Source organism: Rhizobium sp. BR 314, from assembly GCF_047445805.1.
Taxonomy (GTDB): domain Bacteria; phylum Pseudomonadota; class Alphaproteobacteria; order Rhizobiales; family Rhizobiaceae; genus Rhizobium; species Rhizobium lusitanum_B.
The window spans coordinates 75,191-91,663 of sequence record NZ_JARWLA010000001.1 but is presented as its reverse complement, the minus strand read 5'-3'; the positions used below and the strand labels follow the sequence as shown (position 1 = coordinate 91,663).

Sequence of the window (16,473 nt, the reverse complement as noted above, 5' to 3'; positions counted from 1 at the left end):
CCCCGTCTCTATCGGCGCAGGAAAAGCAGGCGACGATCCAGATGCTGCTTGAGGCGCGGTCTGGTGTCTATCACCCGGCTCTCTACGAGACGCCGGCCATGGCGGCAGCGCGGCCACAACGGTTCAGCCATGCGCCCGGCACCTTCTGGTATTACAACAACTGGGATTTCAACGCGCTCGGAACAATCTACGAAAAAGCGACCGGCACGCAGATCTATGACGCTTTCGAAAACGAAATCGCCCGCAAGATCGGCATGCAGGATTACGACCCCCGTGCCCAGCACAAGTTTCTTGGAGAGGCATCCATCCATGCCGCTTACATATTCCGAATGAGTGCGCGCGACCTTGCCCGGTTTGCGCTCCTCTTTCTGAACGGCGGGCGCTGGAACGGTCAGCAGATCGTTCCCCAGCAATGGGTGCGTGAGAGCACGACGCCTCATTCGGATGCGGATCAGGGATTGGGCTACGGATATCTCTGGTGGACAAGCGAAGCCGCATCGTCGACCGGGAATGGTGGTAGGAACGTGTTTCACCTTCCGGCGGGCTCTTATTTTGCCTGGGGAGCGGGCGGGCAATACGCCTTCGTCATCCCGCATGACGATCTTGTCATCGTCGAGCGTACGGATCGCGATCTGCCACTGCCGTCTCCCAAGCTGCACGAGGTTGCCGGTTTGATCGACCTCATTCGCCAAGCCGGTCATTTCCAACGATAATTTTTTGGCGCGGTCTGTCGGAGCAGATGTTATTCCTTCGTCATTATAACGGAAGGAAGTCATCATGCTTTATGCGATCCTATGCTACAACGACGAAGATGCCGTCTTTGCCTGGTCCAAGGAACAGGAAGAGGCAACCATGGCGCGGCTGATTGCCGTGCAGACGCCGCTCGCCGAGGCTGGCAAACTTGGCCCGGTCGCGCGTTTGATGCCGACGACGGCCGCCACCACACTGCGCAAGGGCAAGAACGAGCCGATCGTCATCGATGGTCCCTTCGCGGAAACAAAAGAACAATTGCTGGGCTTCTATGTCGTTGATTTCGAGACGCTCGATGACGCTCTCGAATTCTCTAAGGAGCTGGCCGTGGCCAATCCGGGCGTCGGCTCCTACGAGATCCGTCCGCTTTATGCGTTCAGACCGGGGACAATTGCAACATGACAGATCTCGCCTGGATCGATATCGCGCTGACCAATGCCCGGCCGCAGGTGCTGGGTGCGTTGCTGCGCTATTTCCGCAATCTCGACATCGCCGAGGAGGCCTTTCAGGAGGCCTGCCTCAAGGCTCTGAAAGCCTGGCCCGACAAGGGACCGCCGCGCGACCCGATTGCGTGGCTGATCTTCGTCGGGCGTAATAGCGGCATCGATACCGTGCGCAAGCGGTCGAAATTGCAGAGCTTGCCGGATGAGGAGACGATATCCGATACCGACGATGCCGAGAGCGATCTTGCTGAGCGCCTCGACGGCTCGGGCTATCGCGATGACATTCTGCGGCTGCTGTTCATCTGCTGCCATCCGGATTTGCCGGCGACGCAGCAGATTGCGCTTGCGCTGCGCATCGTCTCCGGCCTGTCGGTGCCGCAGATCGCCCGCGCGTTCCTCGTCAGCGAAAGTGCCATGGAACAGCGGATTACCCGTGCCAAGGCGCGTGTTGCTGCCGCTGGCGTTCCCTTCGAAACGCCGGGCGCCGTGGAGCGGAGCGAGCGGCTGGCGCTCGTCAGCGCCATGATCTACCTGATCTACAATGAGGGCTACTCGGCCGGCGGAACACATCGCGAGGCTGCCGCCTTTGCGGACGAGGCGATCCGTCTCGGCCGGCTGCTACTGCGGATTTTTCCCTCCGAGCCGGAAACCATGGCGCTGCTGGCGCTGATGCTCTTGCAACAATCGCGCAAGGAGGCACGTTTCGATGCGGATGGGCAGATTATCCTTCTGGAAGAGCAGGACCGCTCGCTCTGGGACAGGACATCCATCGACGAGGCGCTGGCTTTGCTCGACAAGGCGATCCGGCATCGTCGGCCCGGGCCTTATCAGGTGCAGGCCGCGATCGCTGCGCTGCATTCGCGGGCGAAGCGCGCTGCTGATACCGACTGGGCTGAGATCGATCTGCTCTATCAGATGCTGGAAAAGCTGACTCCATCTCCTGTCGTCACGCTCAATCGTGCAGTCGCCCTGTCGAAACTGAAGGGTGCGGAAGAGGCGCTGGCATTGATCGCTCCGCTCGCGGGGCCGCTCGACAGCTATTTCTATTTCCACGGGCTGAAGGGCGGTTTGTTGGCGCAGCTGCGACGCCCACAGGAGGCACGCGTCGCCTTCGACAGGGCCATTGCGCTTGCGCGTTCGCCCGCCGAGGCCGCCTATATCCGTCATCAGCTCGATTGCCTGAACGCTGACGCGCTTGCCGCGACGAAATAATCGAGAAAATTGTATCCGCGCTGTCGGAAAATGACTGTGCCGAACGTCGTTAGAATATAGTCGGCATCGGCCGCGCCAAACAACAAAGAGGAACTGAGACATGACCGAGCAAAGTCCACGGCACGAACTTTCGCTGACCCGCGTTATCGAGGCGCCGCGCGAGAAGATCTTTCGGTGCTGGACCGAGGCCGATCTCTTGAAGCAGTGGTTCGCGCCGCTGCCATGGACAGTATCTGCCGCCAAGATCGATCTTCGTGCCGGCGGTGCGAGTTTGATCACCATGCGCAGCCCCGAAGGCGAGGATTATCCCGGCAACGGCGTCTATCTGGAGGTGGTTCCGAACGAACGGATCGTTTTCACCGATGCGTTCACCAGCGCCTGGGTGCCGTCGGCAAAGCCGTTCATGGTGGTGACGATCCAGCTCGACGATCTCGGTAGCGGCCAGACGCGCTACACGGCAACCGTCCTGCACTGGTCGGCCGAAGATCGCGAAGCGCATGAGAAGATGGGTTTCCATCAGGGATGGGCCCAATGCGCCGACCAGCTTGCGGCGCTGGCAGCAAAGATCTGAATTACTGATTCAATTCCGGGGGATACATAGATGTCTTACGCAGTCGATTCACCTTCACCATCTGTCACGCGCGCCCAGCGGGTAGCGGGCATAATCCTCAGCGGCCTGATTGTCGTCTTTCTCGTATTCGACGGTGTCATAAAGATCATTCCGCTTCCCGTCGTTACGGAGACGATGGCGGCACTCGGCTATTCCGCCGACCCTGCGCTTGCACGGCTTCTCGGCGTCATCACGCTCGGCTGTGCCATCCTCTATGCGATCCCGAGAACTTCTGTCCTTGGCGCAATCCTGCTGACCGGTCTTCTCGGCGGCGCCATCGCCACGCATCTGCGTGTCGGCAGTCCGATCTTCTCGCATCTGCTATTTGGAGTCTATGTCGGCGTGATTGCCTGGGGCGGACTTTATCTTCGGAATGAAGCCGTTCGCAGAATGATTCCGTTCATTGACCGAAGCTTTTGATTTTTGAATCGATTTGCTAAGGCTCGCTCCCTCTGGAAACAAACGGGTAGAGCGTGATGTCGCCCGAAAGCCGCATGTGCTTTTCGGCGTCACGCTTGAACAAGGGGGAGCGAGCCTTGCCGAAAGTGATGATCGCGCCGGTCAGGCAATCGGATGCAGAAGAGTTAATTGCCGCCAATATCGCCAGCAGCATTCACCATGTACCCTGGGCCCATCCCTTTCTTGATCGGGCTGGCTTCGATGCATGGTTCGGCCAGACAGTCACAGGGCCGAACATCGGTCTGGTGGCGCGCGATCCGGACTCCGGTGGCATTGTCGGTGTCGTCAATATCAGTCAGATGGTTTGGGGCGGGTTTCGCAGCGCCTTTCTCGGCTATCACGGTATGGTGGGTTTTGCCGGCCGAGGGTTCATGACGGAGGCTGTTCGGCTGGCTGTCGCCCATGCCTTCGATGCCATCGGTCTGCACCGGGTGGAGGCCAATATCCAACCCGGCAATCATCCTTCGATCGCGCTGGTCAAGCGGCTCGGTTTCCGCAAGGAAGGGTTCTCGCCCAAATATCTGAAGATCGGCGGCGCCTGGTGCGATCATGAGCGTTGGGCGCTGCTGTCGGACGATCCGCGACTTTGATCCGCCTTGGAAAGGCGAAAGTCGCGCCTGTTGGCCAGAAAGGCATTGACTGCGTGGGGTGAAGAGGCGAAAGCCAGATTTCAAACTCTCGCAGATTATTGCCGAGAGCACGAGGGTGCCGGAAGCCGCAAATGATCATCTCGACTGAAGACGAACTGACCAAGCTGAAAGATATCGGCCGCATCTGCGCCAACGCGTTGCAGGCCATGGCGGCGGCGCTCGAACCGGGGATCACCACGCTGGAGCTCGATGCCATCGGTCGCAAGGTGCTGGAGGATGCTGGGGCGCAGTCGGCGCCGGAGTTGGTCTACAAGTTTCCCGGCGCCACCTGCATCAGCGTGAACGAGGAAGTGGCTCATGGCATTCCGGGGCCACGCGTGATCCGGGCGGGCGATCTAGTCAATCTCGACGTTTCCGCGGAGAAGGACGGCTTCTTCTCCGATACGGGCGCATCCTTCGCCGTGCCGCCGGTCAAGCCGAAGATCGAACGCCTGTGCCGTGACGGCAAGCGGGCGCTATGGGTCGGGCTTAATCAGGTGCGCAGCGGCGCGCCGCTCTCGAAGATCGGTCACGCCGTCGGCGCTTTCGCGCAGAAGAACCGCTACACACTGATCGCCAATCTTGCCAGCCACGGTATTGGCCGATCCCTGCATGAAGAGCCGGCGGAACTGTCCACCTGGGCGGATCCGGATGAGATCCGGATCACGGAGGACGGACTGGTTTTCACCGTCGAGCCGTTCCTGTCGCTTGGCGCTACCTGGGCAGAGGGCGGCGACGATGCATGGACGCTCTATGCCGATCCGCAGGCGCCTACGGTTCAATACGAGCATACGATCGTTGCCACCCGTAACGGGCCGGTGGTCCTGACCTTGCCTGACGTACAGGCCTAGTCTTCATTCTTCACATCGCCGCGGATGATATCGGCTGCGGCACGCTCGAGAATGGCTGCGATGCGTGCCCCTTCGGCCTTCGTCCAAGGGAACTTCGAGCGAAGGGCGGAGCGCAGCAGGTGGCGGGCGCGATGCACGTCGCCGGCACCGTGGCGATCGAACGGGCTGTCGCGGCCATCATCGTCACCGCCATTGAAGACTTCGCGAACGCGGGCCATTTTTTCGCCAATTGCGGCCAGTTTGGCGAAAGTCGCTTCCACCAGGTCGTTGTTGTCGTCGACGCGCTTCTGGCCGCTTTCGGTGATGCGGTAGAGCTTCTTGGTGCCACTCGCCTCGACTTCGGCCTGGCCGGTTTCTTCCAGATAGGTGAGGGCGGGGTAGATGACGCCCGGGCTCGGCACATAGAAGCCGCCGGAGCGCTCCTCGAAAGTCTTGATCAGCTCATAGCCGTGGCGCGGCTGCTCAGAGAGCAGAGCGAGGATGATGAGCTGCAGGTCGGCTGCATCGAACTTGCGGCCGGTACGAAACCCGCCGCCGAACATGCCGCCCTTGAAGCCTCTCATGAAGTCTCTCCTATGGTCGCCGCGTGATTCACGGCTTCGACCATGTCGTAGGATATATGCCTCGACCATGTCAAAGCCCTCTCCGAACATGCGATCTCTAAAACCTCTCATTGCGTTTCTCCTTTTGCGGGTGAGAGTTTCTATCGTTAGTCATGTCGTAAGATATATATCGTAAGATAGTCATGTGCAAGAGGGTGATGTCGAGGCCTTCAAATGAGGAAAGGATTCATCCATTGGCTGAAAATCCGCAGCTGAACAACTGCATCACGATCGTGGGATAAGCGATTACATCTACGTAAGAATAGGTCCCTGCCGGTTGCCGCTCTTGGAGAACTGTCCTAGGCTCGCCGCAAATTGAAGTCATTTGTGGTCGTTCGAACCAACAGGAAGCCTAACCGTCGTGTTCCATTCTTTCTTCCCGAATCCGAAATTGTTCTTCACTTCGATGGTAGTCTGGACGCTGCTCTGTATCGCGGCATGGTATTCCGTCGTCTCTGAACTTGGAACACATCTAGGTTTCGTTATGCCGCCGGAAGGGCAGCAGCCTTACGACCTGAGCTATTTCCTGTTGTGGGGAAACCTCTGGTTCTACGCCTTCTTCTTTCTGTGCATCGTCCTTTTCTGTGGAACTTGGCACCTCCGCGCCCGGGAAAATCCGTGGAAGCTCTGGTCGATCTGGGGCTCTGCCTTCATCATTTTCGTCACCTTTTTCGGTGTGCAGATCTCGGTGGTAATCAACAATTGGCGCAGGCCATTTGGTGATACGCTGCAGAACGCTTTGGCGAAGCAGGCGAATGTGACGGTCGGTGATTTTTATGGCCTGATGCTGACCTTCGTGCAGATTGTCTTTCTCAGCATGTTTGTCTCGATCCTGACGGACTTCTTCACCAGCCACTATATTTTCCGGTGGCGGACGGCGATGAACAATTTCTACATGTCGAAATGGGAAAAGTTGCGCCATATCGAGGGGGCGTCCCAGCGTGTACAAGAAGATACCATGCGCTTTTCCACCGTGCTGGAGGGCCTGGGCATCAGCTTGATCAACTCGGTGATGACGCTGATCGTATTCCTGCCAATCCTGTTGGCGCTTTCGACCTATGTCACGGAACTCCCGATTATCGGTAAGATTCCCCATTCGCTCTTCTGGCTGGCGCTGTTCTGGTCGATTTTCGGCACGGTGTTGCTGGCGGTCGCGGGTATGAAATTGCCCGGTCTAAACTTCAAGAACCAGCGCGTCGAAGCTGCTTACCGCAAAGAGCTTGTCTACGGGGAGGATCATGCTGAGCGTGCACAGCCGGCAACAGTCAATGAGCTCTTTGCGAATGTGAGACGGAACTATTACCGCATCTATTTCCACTATCTTTATTTCAACCTTGCCCGCTATTTCTACCTTCAGGCTGACGTCTTGTTCGTTACCTTCATGCTGGTTCCGACCATCGTGGCTGGCGTGATCACCTATGGTATATTTCAGCAGATATCGACCGCCTTCGGCCAAGTCAGCAATTCATTCCAGTATCTCGTTAATTCCTGGACGACGATCATCGAGCTCCTGTCTATCCATAAGCGCCTTAAGACCTTCGAGGCTGCGATCGATGACGAACCGCTTCCGTCGATCGATCAGCGCTACCTGGATCGTGATCCGGCCGTAGTTCATGTTGACGGGTGACAAGATAAGGCCCCCGGGAACGGGGCTTTTTTCGGTGCGGAGCTGGAGTGTAGGGCTTGCTAGGTAGCGGCAGGCCCTCGCTCTGCCACACCACCGGCCTTCCGCATTGGCTTAGGACATTCGTCGCTGCAATCGATTCACTGGATCGATTGCTCGGGCTTTGCCCGACCGTTCCTTACCCTTGCTGGGGCTTGCCCCGGGCAGCAATTAACGGGATGGCTTCCGAATAGCTGACGCAGGCGACATCCTGCTTGTGGCAGACATCGCTGACGAAGCGGTCGAGTGCACGCCAGTAGGCACCATTGTTCATCTCGACGAAGTGGAAGCCGAGCTGCAGTGGGATGCGATCGCCGTCATATTGTTTGTTGAAGGCGGCTTCGAAAGCTTCGAAGGTGCGGTCCTCATAGGTCTTGGCGTTCGCCTTGTCCTCGGCGCCCTTGGAGTGCCGGACATAGAGATTATAGTCCATGCCAATCACCACGCGGTTTTCAGGCCCTTCGGGGATCAGCGGCAGGCCGAAGCGATAGATGCCGTCGACCACCTGCGGTAGGGCAGGGCCTTTGGTCACCAGGCTTGCATCATACTGGAAGCCCGCCTCTTTTTCCGCCGGCATCAGGCCGTCGCTGGTGGAGAGATAGGGGGCACGGAAACCTTTGACATCGTGGGTGGCGAAATCTTCCCAGCCCTGCGGTTCCTTGTCGGCGAGGCCGACATTCTTCCAGGCGTTGCGAAGGGCGACGCGGGCACTCATGAACTCCTGCTTCCAGTCGGCAGCACTCCAGCCCTTGCCGTCGAAATGGCCGCAGGCATGGCTTGAGATGTCGTGGCCTTCCTGATGGGCATCCCAGATGTTGGCGATGCGGGTGCGCACATCGTCCTCGCTCTTGGCAAAGCCGACATTGGATTTGCCAACGCGCTGCTTGGGCCCCTGGTAAGCCTTGGCCTGCGCCTTGTTCATCAGGAAAGTGCAGGAGAGAAAATAGGTGAAATGCGCGCCGTTGCGCGAGGCGATCTCGCGGCTCTTCGTCCAGAGCGCATTGTCGTGAGCGCCGTCGAAGGAAATCATGACGAGCTGCTTGGGCTTTCCGTCAGCCTGGGCGACCGCCGGCAGGGCGAGGGAAAACGCAAGAGAGAGGCAGGAGGCTAAACGTAACATGGGCACCGACATTGCTTGATCGAGCATGCCTTGCCAAAGATCAACCATCGACCTGGGACGGCATGCTCCGGGTCGCATCCTTCCTTTCGTGCAAATGCGGCGAAGCTGCGGTGATGCTGGCAATTTTTTACTGATGTCGGTAAGGATGTTCGGACAAAACCGAAGGGATTTCATCCATGGCATTGCTTATTCTCGGCATTGTTCTTTTTCTCGGCATTCATTTGATCCGCGTCGTCGTCCCCGGCCTGCGCGCCTCGCTGATCGCTAGCCTCGGAGAAGGCGGCTGGAAGATCGCCTATTCCATCGCAAGTATCGTCGCGCTGATCGTGCTGATCTACGGCTTCGGCCGGGCGCGCGACATGACGCCGATCTGGTCGCCACCGTTCTGGATGAGCCACATCACCGTCCTGCTGATGTTGTTTGCCATGATCTGTCTGGCGGCCTCGCTGCTTCCGGCGGGGCATATCGCGACCAAAACCAAGCATCCGATGGTGCTTTCGGTGAAGATCTGGGCGCTTGCGCATCTTCTCTCGAATGGCGATGGCGCCGCCATTCTGCTCTTTGCCGCGTTTCTTGCCTGGGGTGTCATCCTGCGCATTTCGCTGAAGCGGCGCGAGCGTGCCGGCGAAATCAGCCGGCGCCCGTTCGTCTCGGCCACATATGATCTTTATGCAATCATCCTCGGTGTCGTTGCCTGGGGACTGATCATCTGGAAGCTTCATGCGTGGATTATCGGGGTTTCGCCGCTCGTTATGTGACGATTTCTGCCATTCCCCCTTACAACGGCCGCAAAATGGAGTAGAAGGCCCGACTAACCCCTAAGCTTTTTTGGAATAACTTGGCCTGGGCCGGAGACGAGAATGGCATTTAATGACGATAGCTTCATCCGCGAGGTGAACGAGGAACTGCGTTCGGACCAGTTGCGGTTCGTATGGCGCCGTTTTGGCCGGCTCATCATCGCCGGAGCCGTGCTCATCGTCCTCGGCACTGCAGCCTATAGCGGCTACCGCTACTGGTCCGGCAACCAGGCCGGCAGCGGCGGCGATCAGTTTCTTGCCGCTTTGACGTTGGCTGATCAGGGCAAGACGGATGATGCGCTTGCGGCGCTGACCAACATCGAAAAGACCGGCCCGGGTGCCTATCCCTTGCTCGCCCGTTTGCGCGCGGCGACGCTGCAGGCGCAGAAGGGTGACAAGGCCGGCGCCATCGCCGTCTTCTCAGCCGTCGGCAAGCAAACGGATATCCCGGCCGTCGTTCGCAATGCCGCCCGCTTGCGCGCTGCCTACCTGCTTGTCGAAACCGGCACCTATGATCAGGTCGCTGCTGAAGTGCAGGAACTTGCCGTACCCGCCGACGCTTTCCGTCATTCGGCGCGCGACGTTCTGGGCCTCGCCGCCTACAAGGCCGGCGATTTTGCCAAGGCGCGGCAGTGGTTCCAGGCGATCGTCGATGATCCGCAGAGCCCGCGCAATGTCGCCAATCGCGCGCAGATGATGCTCGATCTCATCACGGCAACCGGTAAGGCACCGGTCGCAAAAGGCTGAAGGACGGATCGCTAAATGAGTTTCACGGTTGCGATCGTCGGTCGCCCGAATGTCGGCAAGTCCACCCTTTTCAACCGTCTGGTTGGCAAGAAGCTGGCGCTTGTCGACGATACGCCGGGTGTGACGCGTGACCGTCGCCCCGGCGATGCCAAGTTGATCGATTTGCGGTTCCGCATCGTCGACACGGCCGGCCTCGAGGAGGCTCAGGATGAATCGCTTCAGGGCCGCATGCGTGCCCAGACGGAAGCGGCGATCGACGAGGCTGATCTGACGCTGTTCGTCGTCGATGCCAAGATGGGTCTCACCCATGTCGACAAGACGCTGGCCGAGATGCTGCGCAAGCGTGGCCGGCCGGTCGTGCTCGTTGCCAATAAATCCGAGGCGCGCGGTTCCGACAGCGGCTTTTATGATGCGTTTACGCTGGGCCTGGGCGATCCTTGCCCGATCTCTGCCGAGCATGGCCAGGGCATGATGGACCTGCGCGACGCGATCGTCGAGGCCCTCGGCCACGAGCGCGCCTTCCCGGAAGCCGATGACGAAGCGGAAACGAATGTTTCCATTCCGCGTCCGGCTGTCGGCGAAGATGGTGAGGAGATCGACGAAGAGCCCGCATATGACGATACGCGCCCGTTGCGCGTCGCCATCGTCGGCCGCCCGAATGCCGGCAAGTCGACGCTGATCAATCGCTTCCTCGGTGAGGACAGGCTGCTGACCGGTCCGGAAGCCGGCATCACCCGCGATTCTATCTCCGTCGACTGGAGCTGGCGTGGCCGCACCGTGAAGATGTTCGACACAGCGGGGATGCGCCGCAAGGCGAAGGTCACGGAGAAGCTCGAAAAGCTCTCGGTCGCCGACACGCTACGCGCCATTCGCTTTGCCGAAACCGTCGTCATCGTCTTCGACGCAACCATTCCCTTCGAGAAGCAGGATCTACAGATCGTCGATCTCGTGATCCGCGAAGGCCGTGCCGCCGTGCTTGCCTTCAACAAGTGGGACATGATCGAGGATCGTCAGGCGGTGCTTGCCGACTTGCGCGAAAAGACTGACCGGCTGCTGCCTCAGGCTCGCGGTATCCGCGCCATCCCGATTGCGGGACAGACGGGCGAGGGACTTGATCGTCTGATGCAGGCGATTGTCGATACCGACAAGGTCTGGAACAAGCGTGTATCGACTGCGCGCCTCAATCGTTGGCTCGAGACACAGCAGGTTCAGCATCCGCCACCGGCGGTTTCCGGTCGCCGCATCAAGCTGAAATATATGACGCAGGTGAAGGCGAGGCCTCCGGCCTTCATGATTTCGTGCACGCGCTCCGATGCGCTGCCGGATTCATATGTGCGTTACCTGATCAACGGCCTGCGCGCGGATTTCGCCATGCCGGGCGTGCCTATCCGTATTCATTTCCGGTCGTCGGAAAATCCGTACGAGAACAAGAAGAAGCGGACCTGATCCGGTTGTTCCGCCAGGAGCGCGGCTTATCAGGCCGCGTTCTTACTCAGCGCTTCGCGCAATGCGGTGATCTCGGCCTTCAATCGCGTCAAATCGTCAACGGAATGTTCCGAGGCATCGAGGATACAGGCCGGGATGTTGGCCGCCTTCTTCTTCAGGGCAGTACCCTCGCTGGTCAGATGGATCACGACTTGGCGTTCATCTTCCTTGCTGCGGATGCGCTGGATGAAGCCTGCCGCTTCCAGGCGCTTCAGCAACGGCGTCAGCGTGCTCGACTCGAGGAACAGCTTCTCACCGATGCCGCCGACGGTCTGTCCGTCCTCTTCCCACAGCGTGACCATGACGAGATATTGCGGGTAGGTGAGGTTCAGTCCATCGAGCATGGGCTTGTACAGGCGATTCATCGCGTGGTTTGCCGAATAGAGCGCGAAGCAGATGAAGGTGTCCAATTTCAGCGGGTCGTCCGCCATTTCCAGTACTCCGTAGGGACTTTCTAAGTCGTGCGATAAATAATCGTACACCTTAACCTGCAAAACGGCTACGGGTTTCTTTTCATTCGTGAAGAGTCGTTTCGACGTGACTGCCAGCTTGGCGTGGATTACGCCATTGAGGCTTTGTGCCAGGGCGGTCAGCTTCGGTCGCGGTACATGCAGGCACCGTTTTGATAGTTGGAGTCGGGCATCGAAAATTCAATATGAGGGCGTGGCGCTAAAGGCCGAGCGCATGGCTCTGTTTGCGGCCACGATGGTTGGCGACGCGGACGTTACCGATGAATTGCGTGGTGGCCGCTTCCCAGGAGTAATTGAGAGCAACGGTGCGCGCTGCTTCGCGGGAGCAGGCGAGTGCGGCAAGACAGGCTTTCGCCAGATCCCTGTCCACGACGCCGGCTTTGCCGTTCCCGGCTAGAATATCGGCAGGGCCGGTGACGGGGTAGGCGGCAACGGGGACACCGCTCGCCAAGGCCTCCAGGATGGCGTTGCCGAAGGTATCGGTCTTGGATGGAAAGACGAAGACATCGGCCTGGGAATAGGCGTGTGCCAGCTCCTCGCCGAATTTTGCGCCCAGAAAATGCACATCCGGATAGAGCTTCTGCAGCTCCGCCCGAGCCGGACCATCGCCAACGACGACCTTCGATCCCGGGAGGTCGAGGTCAAGAAAGGCAGGTAGATTCTTTTCAAGCGCCACACGACCGACGGTCATGAAGATCGGGCGCGGCAGGCCGAAGGGGTTGTCTTCCAATGGATAGGGGCGGAAGAGGTGGGAATCGATGCCACGGCTCCAGGAGAGTAGATTGCGAATGCCGCGTTGCTTGAGCTCGTCGGCAAGGCTCGGCGTCGCCACCATGCAGCCATAGCCGGCATTATGAAACCATTTCACGAAGGCATAGAGCCAGCTTTCCGGTATGGGCAGGCGCGCTGCGACATATTCGGGAAAGCGCGTGTGGTAACTGGTCGAGAAAGGCATGCCGTTGCGGATGCACCAACGGCGCGCGGTAAGCCCAAGGGGACCTTCCGTGGCGATATGGATATAAGTCGGATTCGCCGCCTCGATCTTCGATGCAACCTTGCTGTACGAGGCGATCGAAAGCCGAATCTCCGGATAGGTCGGGCAGGGAATATTGCGGAAGCCGTCCGGCGTGATCATGGACACGTCAACGCCGCGGCGGATCAGCTCGCGATTGGTGTTTTCGATCGAGCGAACGACACCGTTGACCTGCGGATGCCACGCGTCGCTGACGATGAGCAGCCGTTCCGGTATCGCGACAGGTGTCGCGGCCTGAGCCCAGATATTGTCTTCGATGTCCGACAAGCGTTGCAACATGCCCAAAACAGCCCATCCGCACCGCATCCTCATGATGACGGTGCTAGAGCATGATGTCGTCCGAAACGTGTGAGGACATTTCGGACGACATCATGCTCCATTTGTTTGATTCCAGAGCGGATTCAGATTTTAGGTCGAGCAGACCTTAATAATCCAGCTCTGGTGATTGCGGTGCTTCAAACATGATTCCCGCGCCCGCCCTATTGTGGGCGGCGTCCATGATGGAAATATTACAGTGCCGATCAGGCGATCTTCAGCTTCTTTGGCGAGACCAGGGCGCCATATTCCTGAATGACTTTCGCCGCGATTTCGGCCGCAAAGGCTGCTGCGGCGAGGGGGGCGCCATGTTGCAGATAATGGGCGAGAAATCCGCCGTTGAAGCTGTCGCCGGCGCTGGTGGTGTCGATGACCTTGCTGACCTTGACGGCCGGAACCAGCGTTTCTTCCGCGTCGGAGCCGATCGTCGCACCTTCCGGCCCATTCTTGACCACGACCATATTGGCTCCGTACTGGTGGTAGCGGCGAATGGTGCTGGAGATGGAATCATCACCGAAATGGGCGGCTTCGTCGTCGAAGCTTGGCATGACAAGGGTCGAAGCGCGAGCACCGTCTGCGATTAGCGTATGCATGGCATCGAGGCTCGACCAGAGACGTGGGCGCAGATTGGGGTCGAAGGCAACAACCTTGCCGATCGCCTTGGCGCGGCGAAGCTCGGCAAGCAGCGTATAGGCGTCTTCACGCGGCAGGATCGCCAGGGTGATGCCCGAAAAATAAAGCACGTCCGAGGCTTCGATCGCCGCGCGCAACGCGTCGCCATCGGCTGCTAACTGGCGGGCTGCGGAGCTGTCGCGCCAGTAGCTGAAGGAACGCTCTCCATCCTTCAGGTTGATCATGTAGAGGCCGGGCGTCTTGCCGCGAAGCCTGCGGATATTGGCGGTGCCGATGCCTGCCGAACCCATGAAGGCAGCCATCTCGTCGGACATGGCGTCGTCGCCAAGAGCGGTGAAATAGTCGATCGACCAGTCCGCAGGCAAGCAGGCGCGGGCGTACCAGGCGGTATTGAAGGTGTCGCCGGCAAAACCTTTGCGCAGATGGCCGTCATCGGCCTGCGACAGTTCCACCATGCATTCGCCGATCGATAGAAAACGTCCGCCCAAGTCTTCCTCCTGCACTTTGCCTTGCTGCTGCATACGCGCAAGCAGCCGCTTGGGCAAGGTGGGCGACGACTGTCGCCGCCCACTCATGAAAATCCGGAGTGGTTCATTGTCTCACGGATTTGCTGAGCCGCGCTGTCTCTTTACCTAACGCAATTCCGGGAAAGCCATCGCGTGGTTTTCCCGGAATTGGTCTACGGCCTGTCCATATGATAGCAGGCCGCCGTCTGACCTGCGCGCACCTGCTGGGTCGGCGGCATCTTCGTGCGGCAGATATCCGTGGCCTTCCAGCAGCGCGGCGAGAAGACACAACCCGATGGCGGGTTGAGCGGCGAAGGCGGATCTCCCTGCAGGCGGATGCGCTCCCGGGCGCGTGCCAATTTCGGATCTGGAATCGGCGCGGCGGAGAACAATGCCTGGGTGTAGGGATGGGCCGGATGATCGAAGACGGTGGCTGCATCACCGGCCTCCACCACCTTGCCGAGATAAAGCACCAGCACGTCGTCCGAGATCAGACGCACCACCGAGAGGTCGTGGCTGATGAAGATCAGCGTCAGGCCGAACTCCTTGCGCAGGCGGCGCAGAAGCGTGATGACCTGACCCTGGATCGAGACGTCGAGGGCCGAGACCGGCTCGTCGCAGATAATGAGCTTTGGCCGGGTGATGACCGCTCGCGCAATGCCGATACGCTGGGCCTGGCCGCCCGAGAACTCGTGCGGATAGCGGTTGATCATCTCTGGTACGAGGCCGACGGCCGCCATGATCTCACGGACGCGATCCTGCCGCTGAGCTTTCGTCAGCTTCGGCTCGAACACCGTCAGTGGCTCGGCGATGATATCGCCCACGGTCATGCGCGGATCGAGCGAGGCGATGGGATCCTGAAAGATGATCTGCATGTCGCGGCGCGCGGTGCGCATCTCTTCTTCGGTGAGATCGAGCAGATTGCTACCCTGCCACATGATGCGGCCCTTCTGTGCCTTGATCAGCCGCAGAATGGAGCGGCCGAGCGTCGACTTGCCGCAACCGGATTCGCCGACGATGCCGAGCGTGCGGCCAGTCTTCAACTCGAAACTGACATCGTTCACCGCAGTCAGAACCAATGATGGCCTGAAGAAGGATTTCGACGGCAGCTCGAATTCGGTGGTCAGATGTTCGACCTTCAGAAGCGTTTGTTCAGCCATGGACGAGGCTCCGTTGCTGATTAGCCGAAAGGGGATGGAAGCAGGCGGCGCAACGCTGGGCTCCGAGCCGGTCGAGCGGTGGTGCTGCGTCGATGCAATCGTCTTCCACGTGGGCGCAGCGCGGCGAGAAGGCACAGCCGCGCGGCAGATGCATCAGGTTCGGCGGCCGTCCGGGGATGACGGCGAGATCGTCGACATCCTGGTCGGGGCGGGGGATCGAGGCATGCAGCGCCGCGGTGTAGGGGTGCGCCGGATCCTCGAACAGTTCCTCGACCGGGGCTTCTTCGACGATGCGGCCGGCATACATGACGGCGACGCGATCGGCGAGGCCGGCGACGACACCGAGGTCATGGGTGATCATGACAAGTGCGGTGTGCATTTCCGCCGTCAACTCGTTGAAAAGATCCAGAATTTGCGCCTGGATCGTTACGTCGAGCGCAGTGGTGGGCTCATCCGCGATGAGGAGCTTCGGCTTGGTCAGCAGTGCCATGGCGATGACGATGCGCTGGCGCATACCGCCCGAAAGCTCGTGCGGATAGAGGTTGAAGCGGCGCGTCGGGTCAGGAATGCCGACGCGCTTCAGCATGTCCAGCGCCGCGGCAGACGCCGCGCGCGCCGTCAGGCCGCCATGAACCTCAAGCTGTTCCGTCAACTGCCGCGAGATGCGCAGGGACGGATTGAGTGCGGTCATGGGATCCTGGAAGACCATGGCCATGTCCTTGCCGCGCACATGGTCGAGTTCGCGCGGTCTCAGCGTCAGCAGGTCCTTGCCGTCAAGCAGTGCCTGGCCGCTGGTGCGGCCGTTCTTGGCGAGCAAGCCCATCAGGCCGAGAAAGGTCTGGCTCTTGCCGGAACCGGATTCGCCAACGATGGCGATGCGCTCGCCGCGGCCGACCTTCAGGTTTATCTTTGAGACGGCGGCGACTTCTCCTTCCGGCGTGCGGAAGGTGATGGAGTAGTCTTTGAGTTCGAGAAGGGTGTCTGTCAT

Annotated in this window: 18 protein-coding genes; 11 read left to right on the top strand and 7 right to left on the bottom strand. The window is 59.6% G+C overall.

Annotated elements, in window-relative coordinates:
- Positions 1–41 precede the first annotated feature (41 nt).
- The 7 genes from QD461_RS00430 (at position 42) to map (ending at position 4,954) form a co-directional block, all read left to right on the top strand.
- Entirely contained in the window at positions 42–713 is a 672-nt protein-coding gene (locus QD461_RS00430) for a serine hydrolase domain-containing protein (RefSeq protein ID WP_414085984.1), read from the top strand.
- 64 nt (positions 714–777) lie between these two features.
- Positions 778–1,152 carry a YciI family protein gene (locus tag QD461_RS00425; RefSeq protein ID WP_184703053.1) on the top strand — a complete coding sequence of 125 codons (375 nt, stop codon included), beginning with the start codon at positions 778–780 and terminating at the stop codon, positions 1,150–1,152.
- A complete protein-coding gene (locus QD461_RS00420; RefSeq protein WP_414085983.1) occupies positions 1,149–2,405 on the top strand; it encodes an RNA polymerase sigma factor in 1,257 nt (418 codons plus the stop codon). Before QD461_RS00425 ends, QD461_RS00420 begins: the two co-directional genes overlap by 4 nt.
- Positions 2,406–2,505: 100 nt before the next feature.
- Positions 2,506–2,976: an SRPBCC family protein gene (locus QD461_RS00415; protein WP_414085982.1), complete on the top strand. Its 471-nt coding sequence runs from the start codon at positions 2,506–2,508 to the stop codon at positions 2,974–2,976.
- Positions 2,977–3,006: 30 nt separating this feature from the next.
- Positions 3,007–3,435, top strand: coding sequence for a DoxX family protein (locus tag QD461_RS00410; RefSeq protein WP_414085981.1), 429 nt, complete (start codon positions 3,007–3,009; stop codon positions 3,433–3,435).
- Between the two features lie 125 nt (positions 3,436–3,560).
- A complete protein-coding gene (locus QD461_RS00405; protein ID WP_414086325.1) occupies positions 3,561–4,064 on the top strand; it encodes a GNAT family N-acetyltransferase in 504 nt (167 codons plus the stop codon).
- A gap of 131 nt (positions 4,065–4,195) precedes the next feature.
- On the top strand, positions 4,196–4,954 hold the full coding sequence (map, locus tag QD461_RS00400) for a type I methionyl aminopeptidase (protein WP_414085980.1): 759 nt from the start codon (positions 4,196–4,198) through the stop codon (positions 4,952–4,954).
- Here map and QD461_RS00395 read toward each other — a convergent pair.
- On the bottom strand, positions 4,951–5,517 hold the full coding sequence (locus QD461_RS00395) for a PadR family transcriptional regulator (protein ID WP_414085979.1): 567 nt from the start codon (positions 5,515–5,517) through the stop codon (positions 4,951–4,953). The genes map and QD461_RS00395 overlap by 4 nt on opposite strands.
- Positions 5,518–5,917: 400 nt before the next feature.
- Between QD461_RS00395 and sbmA the strand changes: the two genes are divergently transcribed.
- Positions 5,918–7,183 carry a peptide antibiotic transporter SbmA gene (gene sbmA / locus QD461_RS00390; protein WP_414085978.1) on the top strand — a complete coding sequence of 422 codons (1,266 nt, stop codon included), beginning with the start codon at positions 5,918–5,920 and terminating at the stop codon, positions 7,181–7,183.
- A 175-nt stretch (positions 7,184–7,358) separates the two neighbouring features.
- On the opposite strand, the gene QD461_RS00385 is transcribed toward sbmA, so the two are convergent.
- The gene (locus QD461_RS00385; RefSeq protein WP_414085977.1) at positions 7,359–8,339 is read right to left on the bottom strand and encodes a polysaccharide deacetylase; all 981 of its coding nucleotides are present in this window, start codon (positions 8,337–8,339) and stop codon (positions 7,359–7,361) included.
- Positions 8,340–8,515: 176 nt separating this feature from the next.
- Between QD461_RS00385 and QD461_RS00380 the strand changes: the two genes are divergently transcribed.
- The 3 genes from QD461_RS00380 to der all read left to right on the top strand — a co-directional run bounded on the left by QD461_RS00380 (position 8,516) and on the right by der (position 11,329).
- Positions 8,516–9,097, top strand: a complete 582-nt coding sequence (locus tag QD461_RS00380; RefSeq protein WP_414085976.1) for an NnrU family protein — start codon at positions 8,516–8,518, stop codon at positions 9,095–9,097.
- 102 nt (positions 9,098–9,199) lie between these two features.
- The gene (locus QD461_RS00375; RefSeq protein WP_414085975.1) at positions 9,200–9,883 is read left to right on the top strand and encodes a tetratricopeptide repeat protein; all 684 of its coding nucleotides are present in this window, start codon (positions 9,200–9,202) and stop codon (positions 9,881–9,883) included.
- Positions 9,884–9,898: 15 nt separating this feature from the next.
- Entirely contained in the window at positions 9,899–11,329 is a 1,431-nt protein-coding gene (gene der / locus QD461_RS00370; RefSeq protein ID WP_184703064.1) for a ribosome biogenesis GTPase Der, read from the top strand.
- A 29-nt stretch (positions 11,330–11,358) separates the two neighbouring features.
- On the opposite strand, the gene QD461_RS00365 is transcribed toward der, so the two are convergent.
- From QD461_RS00365 to QD461_RS00345, 5 genes are all read right to left on the bottom strand, one after another.
- A complete protein-coding gene (locus QD461_RS00365; RefSeq protein ID WP_414085974.1) occupies positions 11,359–11,799 on the bottom strand; it encodes a MarR family winged helix-turn-helix transcriptional regulator in 441 nt (146 codons plus the stop codon).
- 238 nt (positions 11,800–12,037) lie between these two features.
- Entirely contained in the window at positions 12,038–13,150 is a 1,113-nt protein-coding gene (locus tag QD461_RS00360; RefSeq protein ID WP_414085973.1) for a glycosyltransferase family 4 protein, read from the bottom strand.
- Between the two features lie 242 nt (positions 13,151–13,392).
- Positions 13,393–14,307, bottom strand: a complete 915-nt coding sequence (locus tag QD461_RS00355) for a sugar kinase (protein ID WP_414085972.1) — start codon at positions 14,305–14,307, stop codon at positions 13,393–13,395.
- A 191-nt stretch (positions 14,308–14,498) separates the two neighbouring features.
- The gene (locus tag QD461_RS00350) at positions 14,499–15,485 is read right to left on the bottom strand and encodes an ABC transporter ATP-binding protein (RefSeq protein WP_414085971.1); all 987 of its coding nucleotides are present in this window, start codon (positions 15,483–15,485) and stop codon (positions 14,499–14,501) included.
- On the bottom strand, positions 15,478–16,473 hold the full coding sequence (locus tag QD461_RS00345) for an ABC transporter ATP-binding protein (protein WP_414085970.1): 996 nt from the start codon (positions 16,471–16,473) through the stop codon (positions 15,478–15,480). The genes QD461_RS00350 and QD461_RS00345 overlap by 8 nt, the downstream gene beginning before the upstream one ends.